Annotated in this window: 15 protein-coding genes and 1 pseudogene; 8 read left to right on the forward strand and 8 right to left on the reverse strand. The window is 72.5% G+C overall.

Features of this window, described 5'->3' with window-relative positions:
- Positions 1 to 27 precede the first annotated feature (27 nt).
- Positions 28 to 918 carry an AurF N-oxygenase family protein gene (locus tag OC439_RS29420; RefSeq protein WP_262016268.1) on the forward strand — a complete coding sequence of 297 codons (891 nt, stop codon included), beginning with the start codon at positions 28 to 30 and terminating at the stop codon, positions 916 to 918.
- A 44-nt stretch (positions 919 to 962) separates the two neighbouring features.
- Here OC439_RS29420 and OC439_RS29425 read toward each other — a convergent pair whose 3' ends face one another.
- From OC439_RS29425 to OC439_RS29445, 5 genes are all read right to left on the reverse strand, one after another.
- Positions 963 to 2420: a cellulase family glycosylhydrolase gene (locus OC439_RS29425; protein ID WP_262016281.1), complete on the reverse strand. Its 1458-nt coding sequence runs from the start codon at positions 2418 to 2420 to the stop codon at positions 963 to 965.
- A 138-nt stretch (positions 2421 to 2558) separates the two neighbouring features.
- Positions 2559 to 2849, reverse strand: a complete 291-nt coding sequence (locus tag OC439_RS29430; RefSeq protein ID WP_013476931.1) for a BON domain-containing protein — start codon at positions 2847 to 2849, stop codon at positions 2559 to 2561.
- Complete coding sequence (locus OC439_RS29435; RefSeq protein WP_262016269.1) at positions 2843 to 3409, reverse strand: STAS domain-containing protein; 567 nt, start codon at positions 3407 to 3409, stop codon at positions 2843 to 2845. The genes OC439_RS29430 and OC439_RS29435 overlap by 7 nt, the downstream gene beginning before the upstream one ends.
- Positions 3406 to 3723 carry a GlsB/YeaQ/YmgE family stress response membrane protein gene (locus OC439_RS29440; protein WP_262016270.1) on the reverse strand — a complete coding sequence of 106 codons (318 nt, stop codon included), beginning with the start codon at positions 3721 to 3723 and terminating at the stop codon, positions 3406 to 3408. The genes OC439_RS29435 and OC439_RS29440 overlap by 4 nt, the downstream gene beginning before the upstream one ends.
- Positions 3724 to 3732: 9 nt before the next feature.
- A complete protein-coding gene (locus tag OC439_RS29445) occupies positions 3733 to 4098 on the reverse strand; it encodes an STAS domain-containing protein (protein WP_262016271.1) in 366 nt (121 codons plus the stop codon).
- A 149-nt stretch (positions 4099 to 4247) separates the two neighbouring features.
- On the opposite strand from OC439_RS29445, the gene OC439_RS29450 reads away from it, so the two are divergent.
- The 5 genes and pseudogenes from OC439_RS29450 to OC439_RS29470 all read left to right on the forward strand — a co-directional run.
- A complete protein-coding gene (locus OC439_RS29450; protein WP_262016272.1) occupies positions 4248 to 4922 on the forward strand; it encodes a response regulator transcription factor in 675 nt (224 codons plus the stop codon).
- Positions 4919 to 6268 carry a sensor histidine kinase gene (locus tag OC439_RS29455; protein WP_262016273.1) on the forward strand — a complete coding sequence of 450 codons (1350 nt, stop codon included), beginning with the start codon at positions 4919 to 4921 and terminating at the stop codon, positions 6266 to 6268. Before OC439_RS29450 ends, OC439_RS29455 begins: the two co-directional genes overlap by 4 nt.
- Positions 6265 to 6828: a GerMN domain-containing protein gene (locus tag OC439_RS29460; RefSeq protein ID WP_262016274.1), complete on the forward strand. Its 564-nt coding sequence runs from the start codon at positions 6265 to 6267 to the stop codon at positions 6826 to 6828. The genes OC439_RS29455 and OC439_RS29460 overlap by 4 nt, the downstream gene beginning before the upstream one ends.
- A gap of 141 nt (positions 6829 to 6969) precedes the next feature.
- Complete coding sequence (locus tag OC439_RS29465) at positions 6970 to 7779, forward strand: SigB/SigF/SigG family RNA polymerase sigma factor (RefSeq protein ID WP_410054975.1); 810 nt, start codon at positions 6970 to 6972, stop codon at positions 7777 to 7779.
- 69 nt (positions 7780 to 7848) lie between these two features.
- Positions 7849 to 8259: pseudogene (locus tag OC439_RS29470) on the forward strand (hypothetical protein); the annotation flags it as partial.
- Between the two features lie 242 nt (positions 8260 to 8501).
- Here OC439_RS29470 and OC439_RS29475 read toward each other — a convergent pair.
- Positions 8502 to 9893 (reverse strand): PLP-dependent aminotransferase family protein, encoded by a 1392-nt coding sequence (locus tag OC439_RS29475; protein ID WP_262016275.1) that lies wholly within the window; start codon positions 9891 to 9893, stop codon positions 8502 to 8504.
- A 40-nt stretch (positions 9894 to 9933) separates the two neighbouring features.
- Here OC439_RS29475 and OC439_RS29480 point away from each other — a divergent pair, with 40 nt between their 5' ends.
- Positions 9934 to 10896: a DMT family transporter gene (locus tag OC439_RS29480; RefSeq protein ID WP_262016276.1), complete on the forward strand. Its 963-nt coding sequence runs from the start codon at positions 9934 to 9936 to the stop codon at positions 10894 to 10896.
- Here the strand turns inward: OC439_RS29480 and OC439_RS29485 are convergent.
- Positions 10834 to 12042, reverse strand: a complete 1209-nt coding sequence (locus OC439_RS29485) for a hypothetical protein (RefSeq protein WP_262016277.1) — start codon at positions 12040 to 12042, stop codon at positions 10834 to 10836. The two genes, OC439_RS29480 and OC439_RS29485, sit on opposite strands and share 63 nt — an antisense overlap.
- 332 nt (positions 12043 to 12374) lie before the next feature.
- Between OC439_RS29485 and OC439_RS29490 the strand changes: the two genes are divergently transcribed.
- Positions 12375 to 13940, forward strand: coding sequence for a polysaccharide lyase family 1 protein (locus OC439_RS29490; RefSeq protein WP_262016278.1), 1566 nt, complete (start codon positions 12375 to 12377; stop codon positions 13938 to 13940).
- A gap of 60 nt (positions 13941 to 14000) precedes the next feature.
- Here the strand turns inward: OC439_RS29490 and OC439_RS29495 are convergent, their stop codons facing one another.
- Entirely contained in the window at positions 14001 to 15725 is a 1725-nt protein-coding gene (locus OC439_RS29495; RefSeq protein ID WP_262016279.1) for a cellulose binding domain-containing protein, read from the reverse strand.
- Positions 15726 to 15855: the final 130 nt, after the last annotated feature.

The raw sequence follows: 15855 nt of genomic DNA on the forward strand, positions 1-15855 counted from the left end.
TCGAAGTTACGTCAATATGGAGGGGTAATGGCCGGATTCCCGCGCGAGGCGGTCGCCGACCGCCTGCTCTCCGCCTCGGTGCGCACCAGCTACGACCCCATGGTGGACATCGACTGGTCGGCGCCGCCGGTGCCCGGCGCGCACTGGCTGCCGCCGGAGCGCAGCAGCCTCTACGGCACCTCCCTGTGGGACGGACTGACCGAGGACCAGCGGGTCGAGCTGACCAAGCACGAGGTCGCGAGCGCCGCCGCCGCCGGAATCTGGTTCGAGACGATCCTCATGCAGATGCTGATCCGGCAGTACTACGACGCCGATCCGACCAGCCGGCACGCCCAGTACGCGCTCACCGAGGTCGCCGACGAGTGCCGGCACTCCGTCATGTTCGGTCGGCTCATCGAGGCCACCGGCGCGCCGGTCTACCGCGCCGAGCCGTTCGACCACCTGCTCGGGCGATGGCTCAAGTCCACAGCGACCGGCCCGCAGATGTACGCGGCCATCCTCATCGCCGAGGAGATCCTCGACTCGTTCCAGCGCGAGATCATGGCCGACGAGTCGTTGCAGCCGCTGATCCGGATGGTGTCGCGCATCCACGTGGTCGAGGAGGCCCGGCACGTCCGCTTCGCCCGCGACGAGCTGACCCGCCAGGTCGAGGCCGCCGGGCCGGTGGCACTCGCGTACGCGCGGCTGGTGATCGGCCGGGCCGCGTACTCGATCACGCGGCGCCTGGTGCACCCGCGGGCGTACGCGGCGGTCGGGATCGACCCGGCGGCCGGGCGGGCCGCGGCGCGTACGAACCCGCACTGGCGGGCCACGCTGCGCTGGTCCGCGCAGCGGATCGCCGACCACCTGACCGACCTGGGTCTGGTCGCCGGGCCGGGCCTGGTGCTGTGGCGCCGGGCCGGGCTGGTGGAGGGCTGACCGGCGGCGACCCGAAGGGGAAAGGATCGCCGCCGGCCGCCCGGTCAGGAGGTGGGGAAGTCGTCGGCGGTACGGATCCGGTCGCGCATGTACGCGCCGGACTCGGTGAGCACCGACGTCCCGCTGAACGAGCCGGACGCGCAGGTGCCCGGCCGGAGCGCCGCCGAGCCCTCGGGGGCGTCGGAGAACGTCCAGTTGGCGTAGCTGATCTTCAGCCGGTCGAGCAGGTCGAGCCAGGCGTTGCTGCTGGCGGTGTCGACGGCGCCGTCACCGGTGTAGGTGACGGTGCCGAACTCGGTGACGAACAGCGGGAGCCGGCTCGCCGCCCGCTGCACCTCGTTGCGGTAGTTGTCCTTGTGCGACGCGGCGTAGAAGTGGAACGTGTACATGATGTTCTGCGCCCGCACCGGGTTGTTCACGACCTCGTCGGAGTTGCTGCCGTCGGACACGCCCAGGGAGGACCAGCCGCGGGTGCCGACGATGACCACCGCGTCCGGGTCGTTGGCCCGGATCACCGGGATGACCTGCTCGGCGTAGTTGCGGATGGTCGACCAGCTCACCCCGTTGGGCTCGTTGGTGATCTCGTAGATCACGTTCTTCTTCGCCGCGTTGCGCGCCGACACGGTGGCGAAGAAGGTCTTGGCCCGGTCCAGGTTGTACATCGGGTCGCCGGGGGTCAGCGTGTGGAAGTCGATCAGCGCGTACATGCCCCGCGCCTCGGCCTTGTCCACGAGCGTGTTCACCTGGGCGGTGAATCCGGCCGGGTTGGTCTCGTAGCCCTGCTCCTGCACGTACATCGAGACGCGCAGCAGGTCGGACCGCCACTCGTTGGCGAGCACGTCCAGCGAGGCGTCGGTGTAGCAGTTGGCGAACCACTGCAACCCGTGCGTGCTCATGCCGCGCAGCTGGATCGGCCGCCCGTACTGGTTGCAGAGGTTGACGCCGCACACCTGGAGCTGGCCGTTGATCGCCACCGGCGTGGTGCCGGTCGGCGGCGGCGGGGTGGTGGTGGGTGGCGGGGTGGTCGGCGGGGGAGTGGTCGGCGGCGGCGTGGTCGCGGGCGGCGGGGTGCTCGTGCCGCCGGTGCAGACCGTGCCGTTGAGCGTGAACGACGTGGGGTTCGGGTTCGACCCGGTCCACGAGCCGTTGAAGCCGACCGTGGTGCTCGCGCCGGTGCCGAGCGTGCCGTTGTAGTCCAGGCTGCGCGCGGTGACCGCCGAGCCGCTCTGCTGCCAGGTGGCCGACCAGCCCTGCACCACGCGCTGGCCGCCGTCGGGGAAGGTGAAGCCCAGCGTCCAGTTGCTCACCGGATCGCCGAGGTTGCGCACCGCCACGTTCGCGGTGAAGCCGCCGGGCCAGGAGTTGGTGGTGTAGGTGACGGCGCAGCCGGTCGCCGCCATCGCGTTCGGTGACGGCAGGACGGCCACCGCCGCCAGGGCGAGCGCGCCGACCGCGCCGCCGGCGAGCAGGTGCCGCCGGGACGGGCGGGGAATCGAGAACATGCGGGAAGGTCCCATCGCTTGATGGTGATCGGACGGTGCCCGTCGTGAACCTGCCCGGAAAGCCCGACGCGGCGGCCTGGGGGAGCGCTCCCAGGGCCGAGCGTAGAGGTGGACGCCGATGCGTGCAACAGCCGCGGCTCAGCGGCCGCCGCGCCGCCCGCCGTAGAGCCGCAGCGCGTTGCAGACGTCGAACACACCCGGCACGTCCCAGGCCAGCTCGGCGGCGACCAGGCGGGTCTCCGGGTCGGCCACCAGGCCGGCGAGGATCACCACCCGGTTCTGCACGGTAACGGTGATCTGCTGCCGGCGGGTGGTCCAGTCGGCGCTGAGCCGCTGCGCGACGAGCGACGCGAGCCGGGTGTCCGCGTCGTCGGGCTCCGGTCCGCCGCCGGTGTACGGAAACTCGGGGTACGGCCAGGGCATCACCACGGGGAGGGCTCCTTCTGTTCGGTCAGGACCGGTCGCCGGGTTGCGGGGCCCGGCGCCGGGGCGCGGCCGTCGACGACGGTGAAGACGCCGTCGAGCCGCATGGTGTGCAGCACGGTGAGCACGAACCGCGACGGCGACAGCAGGCACAGTTGCCGGCCGTCGCGCCGCGCGTCCTGGTGCGCGCGCACCAGCAGGCTGAGCCCGGCGGAGTCGATCACCTCCAGGCCGGACAGGTCGACCAGCTCCATGTCCTCGCGGCGGGAGCGCTCGGCGAGGGCACGGCGGACCGCGGTGGCCGGGTCGACGTCGTGCGCTGCAGGGGTGCCGGCGACCTGTTCCAGGTCGTCCATGCCCAGGCCGTCGTCGGCGATGACCGCCCGGGTGCTGCACCGGGGGCAGTGGTGGGGTCCGGACGCGAACGGGGAGCCGACCCAGTCGTGCTCGAACACGAGCGTCCACACCACCTCGGCGTCGGGCAGCGTGGCGCCGGTGCTGGTGACGCTGTCGCCGCAGCCGTCGCAGATGAGCATCATCAGGTGGTCCGCGGGTACGACAGTCACACCTCCTCCTTCCGCCGGCCGCCGCCCGCACCGGGCGGCGTCTGGCCCTCCGGCTCCGGCCGGCCCGCGGCGACCACCGCCAGCACGACCGCCACGGCGGCGAAGCCGGTCTGCACCATCAGCGGCAGCACCGGCGATCCGTCGGTGCGGTGGTCCACCAGGCCGACCACGATCGCGCCGAGCAGCGCGGACGCCACGCCGAGCGCGAGTGTCAGCCACACCGGGACGGCCTTGCGCCCCGGCAGGACGAGGCGTCCCAGCCCGCCGACGGCCAGACCCACCACGAGCGCTCCGACGAGCGTGCTGCCGGTCACCACTCCTCCTCAGCGAGATGCGGACGCGACCCGGGCCCGGCCGCGCGCGGCCGGACGGGGCGTGTCGACGACGGGTACGGCACCGAGCCCGGAGTTCTCCAGGATGCGCCGGATCCGTGGATGTGGATTGCTCAGCGTGAGCAGGCCGCCCTGCCGCGCCAGCCGGCGGTGCACGTCCAGCAGCAGCGCGACGGCGGCGGGGTCCACATGCCGGCACCCGGCGAGGTCGACGGTCAGCTCGCGGGGCCGTAGCGCGAGGATGCGGTCCAGCACGTGGGCGACCTCGGACAGCCCGGCGGGGTCCAGCTCGTCGGTGATGTCCACGCGCACGTGCGGCACGGCGGACTCCGGCGGGGACGGCAGGCTGGCAGGCATCGGGTCGCTTCCGTGACGGGATCGGGTCAGTCCCCACTCTGCGCAGGGATCTTGGAGGTCACCGGACGGTTGTGTGACGGTTCGATGACAAAAACCACGAACGGCCCACGCGATTGGGCGACCAGTGCCGGGCCGGTCATGATGCCCATATGACGGCCGTACTGGTGATCGAGGACGACGACCGCATCCGGCTCGCGCTGCAGCTCGCCCTGGAGGAGGAAGGCTACGAGGCCGACGGTGCGCCGACCGCCGAGGACGGGCTGCGCCGGCAGCGGGAGAAGCCGGCGGACTACGTGCTCGTCGACCTCATGCTGCCCGGCATGAACGGGTTCGACTGCATCCGTCAGCTGCGCCGCGACGACGACGTACCGGTCGTGGTGATCAGCGCCCGCGACGACACCCACGACATCGTCGCCGCGCTGGAGGCCGGCGCCGACGACTACGTGGTGAAGCCGGTCGCGATCAAGGAGCTGTCCGCCCGGCTGCGGGCGCTGCGCCGGCGCGTCCGCACGGTGGCCGGGCCGGTGCCCGCCCAGTTCTTCGGCGACCTGGAGATCAGCGCCGAAGCCGGCGAGGTGCGGCGCTCGGGCCGGCCGGTGGCGGTCACCCGCACCGAGTTCCGGCTGCTCTGCGAGCTGGCCGAGCACGCCGGCCGGGTCCTGTCGCGTCAGCAGCTGCTCAGCCGGGTCTGGGGCTACGAGACCGGCGACGAGCGGCTCGTCGACGTGCACGTGGGCCGGCTGCGGCAGAAGATCGAAACCGACCCGGCCAACCCGCGCCACCTGGTCACCCTGCGCGGCCTCGGCTACAAGCTCCAGCGATGACCCGGCCCGGCCTGCGCGCCCGGGTCACCGCGGCGTTCGCCGTCGGCGCGTTGCTGCTGTCGGCGCTGATGGCCCTCTTCTCGTACGACCTGACCCGGCGCTCGCTGCTCGACGAGCGGGAGCGCACCGCGGTCCGGGCCGCCTACTACGACGCCGCGGTGGTCCGCTCCGGCCTGGACACCGGCACCCCGGACGTGGTGGCCGTGCTGCGCTCGCTCGACACCGGCAGCGCCCGCCGTCCGCTGCTGCACCTGCCCGACGGCTGGTACGCCCGGACCGCCGACGTGGGGGCCCGCTCGGTGCCGGTGGAGTTGCAGCGGATGGTGGCCGACGGCAAGCCGGCGGTCCAGCGGATCCGGCTCGACGGGCAGCCCGCGCTGCTGGTCGGCGTGCCGCTGCCCGGCGCGCTCGGCTACTACGAGCTGACCTCGCTGCGGGAGGTCGAGGAGACGTTCCAGGTGGTGGGCCTGGCGCTGATCGCCGTGGCGATCATGGTCGCCGGCGCGGGCGCGGCGCTCGGCTGGTACGCCACCCGGCACAGCCTGCGGCCGCTCACCGCGGTCGCCGACGCGGCGGAACGGATCGCCGCGGGCGACTTCGCGACCCGGCTCGACTCGACCACCGATCCCGATCTCACCCGCCTGTCCAGCTCGTTCAACGAGATGGTCGACAAGCTGGTGCACCGCATCGAGCGGGACCGGCGCTTCGCCGCCGACGTGAGCCACGAACTGCGCTCGCCGTTGCAGACCCTGGCCGCCGCCGCGAGCGTGCTCAACCGCCGCCGGGAGCACCAGGACGAACGCACCGCGACGGCGGCCGGCCTGGTCGCCGACGAGGTGACCCGGTTCCAGCGCCTGGTCGACGACCTCATTCAACTGGCCCGCACCGAGCAGCCGGCCCACCGCGAGACGGTCGACGTGGTGGAGCTGGCCCGGACGGCCTGCCGGGAGCGGTCGCTGCCGGAGAGCCTGGTGACAGTCGACGGCGACGCCCCGCGCCTGTGGTGGGTCGACCGGCGCCGGTTCGCCCAGACGCTGCTGAACCTGCTGGAGAACGCCGAGCGGTACGGGGGCGGGCCGGTCGCGGTACGCCTCACCGGGCGCGACGGCGTGGGCGTGCTGGAGGTCGACGACGCCGGTCCGGGCGTGCCACCCGGCGACCGCGAGATCATCTTCGACCGGTTCGTCAGGGGGCGGGCGGCGCACGACCGGGCCGGCACCGACGGCACCGGCCTCGGGCTCGCGCTGGTGGCGCAGCACGCCGCCGCGCACGGCGGTACGGCCGCGGTGCTGGACCGCGAGCCCGGCGCCCGGTTCCGGGTCGAGCTGCCCGGGGCGCTGCGATGAGCCGCCGGCGGCTCCTGCCGGGCCTGCTCGTGGTCGTGCTGCTGGCCGGCTGCGGGGTGCCGGTGGACGACGAGCCCCGCCTGGTGCAGACGCCGCCGGGGGCGTTCCCGACCCCCACGGTGTCCTCGACCGCCGACGGGGACGGGCGGGTGGACGAGCCGTTCTGCTTCGTCCGCGACGACGGGCTGGTCGTGGTCACGCGCCGGGTGGACGGGCTGCCGGGCGTGGACGCGCATCTGCAGCACCTGCTGGCCGGGCCGGACGGCGGCGAGCGCCGTCAGGGGCTGGCCACGGCGCTGCCGGGCACTGTGGCGGTGGCCGGCGCGACGCTGGCCGGCACGCTGGCGACAGTCGACGTGCGCCAGGCGGGGGAGGAGACCGGCCGCAACGACGAGGTGCTCGCCTTCGGGCAGATCGTGTGCAGCCTCACTCAACGGCCGGACGTGTACAGCGTCGCGTTCCGCCGGGACGGGCAGCCGCTGGAGGTGCCCCGCGCGGACGGGAGCCTCTCCGCGCTGCCGCTCACCGCCGCCGACTACCGGCCGCTGCTACCCCGATGATGGCTCGCGTCGCCGCTTTGTCCGTATATGAGGCTAAATCTCCATCGTCCGTTCGGTTGATTTGGTGGTGACCTTTGGTCTAGTGTGGCTGGCACGACCGGTGTGGGAGGCCACCCGTTCTCCGAGGACAGGAAGGGCAGCATGACCACGATGACCATGGGAACGACCGCCACCGAGGTGCACCGCGCGCCGCAGACCGGTGAGGAGACCCGCGCCAGCGAGCTGATCGCGGCGCTCGCCGCACTGCCCGCCGACCACCCGCAGCGGGCCGCCCTCCGCAACCAGGTCATCGAGGCGTGGCTGCCGCTGGCGAACCACCTGGCCGCCCGCTACAGCGGCCGCGGCGAGCCGGCCGGCGACCTGGCCCAGACCGCCGCGCTCGGCCTGATCAAGGCGGTCGACCGGTTCGACGCCTCGCGCGGCGTCGACTTCGCCGGCTTCGCCATCCCGACGATCCTCGGCGAGATCAAGCGGCACTTCCGCGACCGCACCTGGAACATCCGGGTGCCGCGTCGCCTCCAGGAGCTGCGGCTGCGCATCTCCGAGGCGAACAGCACGCTGACCCAGACGCTCAACCGGGCCCCGACCGTCGCCGACATCGCCGCCCACCTCGACGTCACCGAGGAAGAGGTGCTGGAGGGCCTGGAGGGTGCCCGCGCGTACAACGCGGTGTCGCTGTCCACCCCGATCGGCGACGGCGACAGCGCCACCGAGCTGGGCGACACGCTCGGCACCGAGGACAACGAGTACGAGCTGGCCGAGCTGCGCGCCTCGCTCGGCCCGGCGCTCGCCACGCTCGACGAGCGCGAGCAGAAGATCCTCACGCTGCGCTTCTACGGCAACCTGACCCAGAGCGAGATCGCCGCCCGCGTCGGTGTCTCCCAGATGCACGTGTCCCGGCTGCTCGCCCGCGCCCTGACCAAGCTGCGCGGCCAGCTCACCGAGGCCTGATCCACCCGCACCGCGACCCCCGTCGGCCCGTCCGGCGGGGGTCGCGTCGTGTGTCACCAGCGCGAGGGCGAGGGCGGCTCCGGCGGCAACCACGGCAACATGTTCGAGAACCTGACCGCCACGCTGACCTGGCGGGCGGCGGGGGTGGCGGTGTACGGCGGCTACGACAACGTGTTCCGCAACCTCTACATCGCCGACCAGCTCACGTACTCGGGGATCATGTTCCAGACCAAGTACAACGGCAGCCAGCCGGAGAACCCGATCACCGACACGGTGCTGACGAACGTGTCGATCTCGGGGGCGCGGCGCAGCGGTGACGCGTTCGACGCGAAGTCCGGCTTCGGCATCTGGGTCAACGAGATGCCCGAGGCAGGTCAGGGCCCCGCGGTCGGCGCGGCGACGTTCACCAACCTCCACCTGACCGACAACGCCCAGGACATCAAGAACACCACAACAACCTTCGCCATCACGCGTAACTGACCTCCGCCCCCGCCCCGCCCTTTCCACCCCGCGATCTTGCACTTTCGACCCCCGTGATGCCGGATTACTCCTGGTATGAGGGGCGCCAAACTGCAAGATCGCGGGCGTGGGGCGGGGCGGGGGACGTGGGGGCGGCCGAGCCGAACGCCGATCTTGGAGTTGTGGCACCTTCGATAGTTGGGCGAAGCCGGCAAGATGTGGCACCACAAGTCCAAGATCGACGGAGGTGTGAGTCGCCGCGGTCAGGACGGGAGGGCTGTGGAGAGGCGGCGGATGGCCTCGTCCATCTGGTCGGGCCGGGCGGCGGCGTACGTCAGGCGCAGGTGGGGGGCGGGGGGTTCCGCCGCGTACCAGGGGCGGCCGGGGAAGACGGTCACCCCCGCTGCCGCGGCCGCAGTGGTCACCGCTAGGTCGTCGGTGTTGTCGGGCAGGCGTACCCACAGGTGCAGGCCACCGCGCGGAATGGCGCGCGGGGTCAGCGACGGCAGGTGCCGGTCCAGCGCGGCGAGCAGCGCCTCCCGGCGGGCGCGCAGCTGTACGCGCAGGCTGCGGCGGTGCCGGTCCCAGGCCGGCGCGCTGAGGAATTCGACTGTGGCCTGTTGCAGCGGCCCGGCCACGAAGAGGTCGTCGAGCAGGCGGGTGGCGCGCAGGCGCGCCCCGGCCGGCCCTCGCGCGCCGATCGCGGCGATCCGCAGGCCGGGTGCTGTGGACTTGGTCAGCGAGCGCAGGTAGACGACGTGTCCGTCCGGGTCGTCGGCGGCCAGTGGCGGCGGGGCCTCGCCGTCGATGGCGAGGTCGCGGGCGTAGTCGTCCTCGACCAGGAACGCCCCGGCCTCGCGCACCGCCTCCGCCACCTCGCCACGCCGGGCGGCGGACAGGGTCGCGCCGTGCGGGTTGGCGTACAAGGGCTGGCAGTAGAACAGGCGGGCGCCGGTGCGGGCGAACGCGGCGGCGAGCTGGTCGGGGCGTACCCCGTCGGTGTCGGCGGGGACGGGCACCACCCGCAGCCCGGCGGCGCGCGCGGCGGCGAGCGCGCCCAGGTAGGTGGGGGACTCGACCAGGATCGTGTCGCCGGGGACGGTGAGCGCCCGCAGCGTGGAGGAGAGCGCGGCCTGCCCGCCCGGGCAGATCACCATGTCCTCGGCGCGCAGGCCGCCACCCGCCTCGCGGGCGAACCAGGCGCGCAGGTCGGCGCGTCCCTCGACCGGGCCGCGCTGCCACGCGGCGGGCTGCCGGGACGCCCGGGCGAGCGCCGCACCGAGCGCGGCGGCCGGCTGGAGGTCCGGGTCCAGGTAGCCGCCGGTCAGCGGGATCGCGCCCGACGGCGGTAGCGCCAGCAGCGCCTGCATCTCCTCCTCGCCGCCCCGCCGCGAGCCGAGCGCGACTGTCTGCCACGACAGGTCCGCCCGCGGTGGGTCGGCTCGGCGGGCCGCCACGTACGCGCCGCGGCCCGGACGTGTCTCGACCAGGCCGTCCGCGACGAGCCGCCGGGTCGCCTCGGCGACCGTGACGGGGGAGACGTGATGGTGCGCGGTCAGCTCCCGCACCGACGGCAGCCGTGTGCCGGGCGCGGCGTCCGCCGCCAGCGCACCCAGATGCCGGACCACACGGTCGATAGCGCTACCATCGTTCATGACGGAACAGAGTAGCGCTACTGCCCCGACGACGGTAACGGTGAGACCGGGCGCCGGGATCGCCCTCGGCGCGCTGGGCGTACTGGCCTTCAGCATGTCGCTGCCGGCCACCCGCGTCGCGGTGCACACACTCGACCCCTGGTTCGTCGCGTTCGGACGGGCGGTCGGCGCGGCGCTGCTCGCGTGGGCCTACCTGCGGCTGACCGGTGCGCCGCGCCCCACCCGGGACCAGTGGCGACGGCTGTCGATCGTCGCGCTCGGCGTCGTGGTCGGCTTCCCGCTGTTCACCTCGCTCGCGCTCACCACACAGACATCAGCGCACGGCGCCGTGGTCGTCACCGTGCTGCCCGCCATGACCGCCGTGTTCGCGGTGCTCCGCGCCGGTGAACGGCCGCCGCCGCTGTTCTGGCTCGCCGGTGCCGCCGGCCTGGCGCTGGTGCTCGCGTTCCTCGCCGCGAGCGGCTCGATGCGCGGCGCGCTGTCGGCCGCCGACCTGTTCCTGCTCGCCGCCGTGGTGCTCTGCGGACTCGGGTACGCCGAGGGCGGCCGGCTGGCCCGCGAACTCGGCGGCGCCCGGACGATCTGCTGGGCGTTGCTGCTGTCGCTCCCGGTCACCGTGCCGGTCACGGCGGTGGCCGCACTCGTCCACCCGCCGCGGGGCGGCGTCGTCGCCTGGACCGGGTTCGGCTACCTCACAGTGGTGTCGATGTTCCTGGGCTTCTTCGCCTGGTACGCCGGGCTGGCCCGGGGCGGCATCGCCAAGGTGGGGCAGATCCAGCTCGTCCAGCCGGTGCTCACGCTGATCTGGTCGGCGGTGCTGCTCGGGGAGGCGGTCACGCCCGGCGCGCTGGTGGTGGCGGGCGCGGTGCTGGCCTGCGTCGTGCTCATCCAGCGCACCCGGGGCGGCGCGGTGCCGGCGCACGCCCCGGGCGGGTCGTCCTCAGCAGGGCGCGATCGTGCCCGTCACGCTGGAGACGTACGCGTGGCTGACGAAGTGTCCTGACGCGAGGCGGTTCCACTGGCTGGTGGTCCGGTACGGGCCGCTGACCGACTGGCCGGTGACCGAGCACTCGATCGGCACGTTGGCGTACGTGGCGGCCAGGCCGACGACGGGGTTGCTCGTGCTCGGACCGGAGCGGATGTTGAGCGGGCCGCTGCCGATCCGGCCCCGGGTGCCGGTGCCGGTCCAGAGGTAGGCGACGTCGACCCAGGCGTTGTCGGTGAGCAGCAGACCGTCCCAGAACGTGCCGTCGGCGAGGTCGATGCCGGCCGGGCTGCCCACCACGCGCCCGAACTGGTCCCGGCCGCCGTTGTAGCCGTTCTGGTACGCGGCCTGCGCCTCGGGCCGGCCCTGCGGCAGGTCCTTCCACATCTCCCGGACACCGCTCGGGTTCCAGTAGTCGTCCCTGGTGTTCCACGGTCCGATGTCCCAGACCGGCGCGTACTCGCAGCGGCTGCGGGTGGTGGTGCAGACCCGGACGGTGTAGTCGCCGGTGTTCTTCGGCGCGAGCCCGCGGGCTGACGGCAGCGCGACGAAGTGGTCCCGCGAGACGATCACGTGCCCGTTGGCGGTGGTGCCGCCGACCAGGCCCTCGCGGGTGGCGTACACCCGGTAGGTGAGGCCCGGGGTGGCGGCCGTGACGGCGGCGACCGAGTCGGCGACGAGCCGGACCCCGCGCACGGTGGGCGCGGTGGGCGGCCGCTCGGCGGTGAGGGCCACCCGGATCTGCACCCGGGTGACCGGCTGGTCGAAGACGGCCGCGCCGGAGACGGACCGCCACTCGGTCCACGCGCCCGATCGCCAGCCGCGTGCCGCCACCTCGACGGCGCCGGTGCCGGTGGTCGCGTCGACGTCGGCCCGGACCCGGTTGGCCGGCGCGGCGAGCGGGTGGGGCGCGGTGACGAGCATGCCCGCGGCCGTCTGCCGGCGCTGGGCGGCCGGGCGGCTCGCCGTGCCGGCGATACGCAGCCCGGCGTCCGTCCAGCGGACGTCGACGTCGTCGGCGTCGACGACGGTGAGGTCGGCGGTCCACGCGTTGCCGGTGGTGGCGGGTTCCGCCGGGGGTGCGGCGGCCGCCGGGGAGGCGGCCAGGACGGCGGCGAGCGCGCCGGTGACCGCGGCCAGCGGGGTCCTGCGGGGATGGGTCATGGCGCTCCTCGTGGGGGCTGGAAGTAGACGAACATCAATCTCCGGGGTGGGGTGCAGGCAACCACCGATCGCACGTCCCGTCAAGGAGGCGTCCGCGGCCTCCGGCCGCCCGGAGTAGTGCAAAAAACCTGCAAACGCCAGCTCTTGCCTTCTTGGAAAGCGCTTTCATACGATTGCGTTACATCGATGTTTCATGTGCGGGCCGGGCATCGCAGATGAACCACATTCGCCGGCGGCGCGCCTGATCGCGTCGCGGCTCCGCATTATTCCCATTCGGTGACTGCCGCTGCTCGGCGGCAATTCCCGCATGCTCGAAAAAGGAATGAGGCGACATGAGAAGAACAGTCGCGCTGCGACTCCACGCGGCACTGGCCACGGCGGTCGTCGGTATCGCCGTCGCCGTGGTGCTGCCGTCCCCGCAGGCGTCGGCGGCGGCCGGCAGTGCCACCGGCTACGCCACCCAGAACGGCGGCACCACCGGCGGTGCGGGCGGGCAGACCGTACGCGCCACCACCGGCACCGCCATCCACGCCGCGCTCTGCGGCCGGGCCAGCAGCAGCACCCCGATCACCATCGAGGTGACCGGGACCATCAACCACGGCAACACCAGCAAGGTCTCCGGATCGAGCTGCAACACCGCGGACGGCGTGATCGAGCTGAAGCAGATCAGCAACGTCACCATCATCGGCGTGGGCAGCGGCGCTGTCTTCGACCAGCTCGGCATCCACATCCGCGACTCGCGCAACATCATCATCCGGAACGTGACGGTGCGCAACGTCAAGAAGTCGGGCTCGCCCACCTCCAACGGCGGCGACGCGATCGGCATGGAGAGCAGCGTCCGCAACGTGTGGGTCGACCACGTCACGCTGGAGGCGTCCGGCGGGGAGTCGGAGGGCTACGACGGCCTGTTCGACATGAAGGACGACACCCAGTACGTGACGCTGTCGTACAGCATCCTGCGCAACTCCGGCCGGGGTGGCCTGATCGGATCGAGTGAGAGCGACCGCGGCAACGGCTACATCACGTTCGAGCACAACCTGTACGAGAACATCGACTCCCGTACGCCGCTGCTGCGCGGCGGCATCGCCCACATGTTCAACAACCACTACAACGGGCTGCACGAGTCGGGCATCAACTCCCGGGCCGGGGCGCGGGCCAAGGTGGACAGCAACTACTTCCGCAACTCCAAGGACGTGCTCGGCACGTTCTACACCAGCGAGCGCGGCACCTGGCAGGTCAGCGGCAACATCTTCGACAACGTGACCTGGTCCTCGCCGGGCAGCGACAACTACCCGGCGGGGCCGAACGTGACCTCGACGACCACCGTGAGCGTCCCGTACTCGTACCGGCTCGACGCGGCGAGCTGTGTGCCGGACATCGTGCGGCAGACTGCGGGCGCCAACACCGGCCTGCGGGTGTCCGACGGCAACTGCACGCCGCAGTCGCCGGCGCCGACCACGCCGGGGCCGACCACGCCCGCACCCACCACGCCGCCGCCGGGGACGACCACCCCGCCGCCGTCCGGTGGGACCAACCTGAGCCTCGTCTCCGGCGCCGGCGCGGACGGGTCCAGCAAGGCCGACGGCACCAGCTACGGCAACGTGCGCGACGGCAACCTGAGCACGTACTGGTCGCCGTCCGGGTCGACCGGCACCGTCTCGATCAAGTGGGGCTCGGCCACTACCGTGTCCCGCGTGGTCATCCGCGAGCCGTCCGGCACCTCGGGCTCGATCGGGTCGTGGCAGCTCGTCAACAACGACACCGGCGCGGTGCTCGCCTCCGGCAGCGGGGCCGGCCAGATCACCTTCGGCGCGACCTCGCTGAAGAAGATCAACTTCAAGATCAACAGCTCCGGCGGTACGCCGAGGGTCGGCGAGTTCGAGACGTACGCCAGCTAGCAGTCACACACGAGCGGGGGCGGCCGATCCGGCCGCCCCCGCCCCTGTGCGTGTCCCCGGTCAGAGGGTGAGCACGACGGTGGAGATGCTCCGCGCGCCGACGCTCACAGTCACCTGGTTGCCGTTCACGCCCACCGGCTGGCTCGCCGCGCTGGCGTTCTGCGACGTGGCCACGTACTCGGCCCGGCTGACGTTCTGCGGCGCCTGGATGATCGCGTTGTTCACCGCGCTGGTCGACCGGTTGAGGATCACCAGCGTGACCTTCCCGTCGCCCTGATAGGCGGTCACCTCCAGCGGCGACGCCTTCGAGCTCTTGGTCAGGGCGACCCGCTGGTAGCCGGGCCGCACGTACTTCGCGTACTGCGAGAACGCGTACCCCCGCTTGAGCGGCGCGCCCGCCACGGTGCCGTACGCGGACTCGCCGTCACCGATGAACGAGTAGTAGCGCTTGCCGTACCACCAGACGTACGCGCTCCAGTTCGACTCCATCGACTTGTGCACGGTGCGCATGATGTCGTCGAGCGTCTCGTTCCAGGCCGCCGCGTTGGCCGGGTTGCCCCAGATGTTGGAGCCGCCGCCGTCGGCCTCGTGCAGGTTCCACTCGGTCATCCACACCGGCTTGTTGTACTGCTGCGCCAGCGTGTACGGCTTCAGCCGGCCGGACGCCTCGGTGCCGTACAGGTGACCGCCGATGTAGCCGATGTTGTTGCGGGCCGCCGCGTCGTTGAGCGTCGGGTCGGTGTAGCCGTAGTTCAGGTTCACCGCCTCGGCGACCATCAGCTTGGTGTTCTGCACCTTGGCGCCCTGCTCCCGTACGAAGGTCTGCAGCTCGGTGCCGCTCCAGTCCATCGAGTCGTAGTCCGGGTGCCAGTCCGGCTCGTTCTGCACGGACGTGACGTCGATCGTCACGCCCTGGTTGCGCATGTACTGGACGTAGCTGTTGAGGTGGCCTGCGTAGTCGTCGTAGTAGTCGGTGCGCAGCTTGCCGCCGTTGATCCGGCTGTTGTTCGTCTTCCAGGCCGCCGGGGCGGTCCACGGCGACGCCATGATCTTCACGTTCGACCCGTACGACTTCGCCGTCCGCAGCGCGCTGACCTGGGTGCCCCACTCGCCGGACACCGGCGAGATGCCGGTACGCACGATGGACAGGCCGAGCTGGTTGGGGCCGAGCCCGACGAGCGTCTGCGTCTCGGCCGTCGACCAGGCGCCGCCCCAGATCGACACCGCGGCGCCGAACCCGTCGATGGTCTGGTAGCGGCTGGTGGTGTTGACGGTGATGTCCGCCGCCCCGGTGGGCGGCGGGCTGCTGGGCGAGGTGGTGGGCGAACTCGTCGGGGAGGTGGACGGCGACGTGGTCGGCGTCGTCGTGCCACCGGTGCAGGTCACCCCGTTGAGCGCGAAGCTCGTCGGTGCGGGGTTGCTGCTGGTCCAGGCCCCGTTGAAGCCGAACGACGTGCTGCCGTTGGTGGGGATGGACCCGTTGTAGTCGACGTTGCGGGCGCTGACCGCCGCGCCGCTCTGGGTCACCGTGGCGTTCCACGCCTGGGTGACGGTCTGGCCGGCGGCGTAGGACCAGGTGAGCGTCCAGCCGTTGACCGGGTCACCGAGGTTGGTGACCGTGACGTTCGCGCCGAAGCCGCCCTGCCACTGCGACGACACGGCGTAGGTGACCGCGCAGCCGGCGGCCGCCGCCCCGGCCGGCAGCGCCGCGGCCATCGCGGTCGACGCCAGCAGGACGGCCCCGGCCGACAACACCGCGGTACGGGTCGTTCTGTGCCTTCTCATCGGACCTCTCTCCTCGATCGGCCGGCTCAGCGCTGGAGGGTGAGCAGTCCGGGCCGGTAGGGCAGGAGGCCGTAGTCGCCGCCGGAGTTGGGGGAGCGGCCCTGGTAGAGCAGTTGGAGGTTGCAGGGGT

The sequence above is a fragment of the Micromonospora sp. Mcm103 genome (assembly GCF_024519755.1).
Classification (GTDB): Bacteria; Actinomycetota; Actinomycetes; order Mycobacteriales; family Micromonosporaceae; genus Micromonospora; species Micromonospora aurantiaca.

Excerpts from the sequence above, each read along its gene's own strand:
- OC439_RS29455 (WP_262016273.1), top strand. The coding sequence starts at position 4,919 with ATGACCCGGCCCGGCCTGCGCGCCCGGGTCACCGCGGCGTTCGCCGTC.
- OC439_RS29450 (WP_262016272.1), top strand. The coding sequence starts at position 4,248 with ATGACGGCCGTACTGGTGATCGAGGACGACGACCGCATCCGGCTCGCG.
- OC439_RS29465 (WP_410054975.1), top strand. The coding sequence starts at position 6,970 with ATGACCACGATGACCATGGGAACGACCGCCACCGAGGTGCACCGCGCG.
- OC439_RS29495 (WP_262016279.1), bottom strand. The coding sequence starts at position 15,725 with ATGAGAAGGCACAGAACGACCCGTACCGCGGTGTTGTCGGCCGGGGCC.
- OC439_RS29445 (WP_262016271.1), bottom strand. The coding sequence starts at position 4,098 with ATGCCTGCCAGCCTGCCGTCCCCGCCGGAGTCCGCCGTGCCGCACGTG.
- OC439_RS29460 (WP_262016274.1), top strand. The coding sequence starts at position 6,265 with ATGAGCCGCCGGCGGCTCCTGCCGGGCCTGCTCGTGGTCGTGCTGCTG.
- OC439_RS29485 (WP_262016277.1), bottom strand. The coding sequence starts at position 12,042 with ATGACCCATCCCCGCAGGACCCCGCTGGCCGCGGTCACCGGCGCGCTC.
- OC439_RS29420 (WP_262016268.1), top strand. The coding sequence starts at position 28 with ATGGCCGGATTCCCGCGCGAGGCGGTCGCCGACCGCCTGCTCTCCGCC.
- OC439_RS29475 (WP_262016275.1), bottom strand. The coding sequence starts at position 9,893 with ATGAACGATGGTAGCGCTATCGACCGTGTGGTCCGGCATCTGGGTGCG.
- OC439_RS29425 (WP_262016281.1), bottom strand. The coding sequence starts at position 2,420 with ATGTTCTCGATTCCCCGCCCGTCCCGGCGGCACCTGCTCGCCGGCGGC.
- OC439_RS29490 (WP_262016278.1), top strand. The coding sequence starts at position 12,375 with ATGAGAAGAACAGTCGCGCTGCGACTCCACGCGGCACTGGCCACGGCG.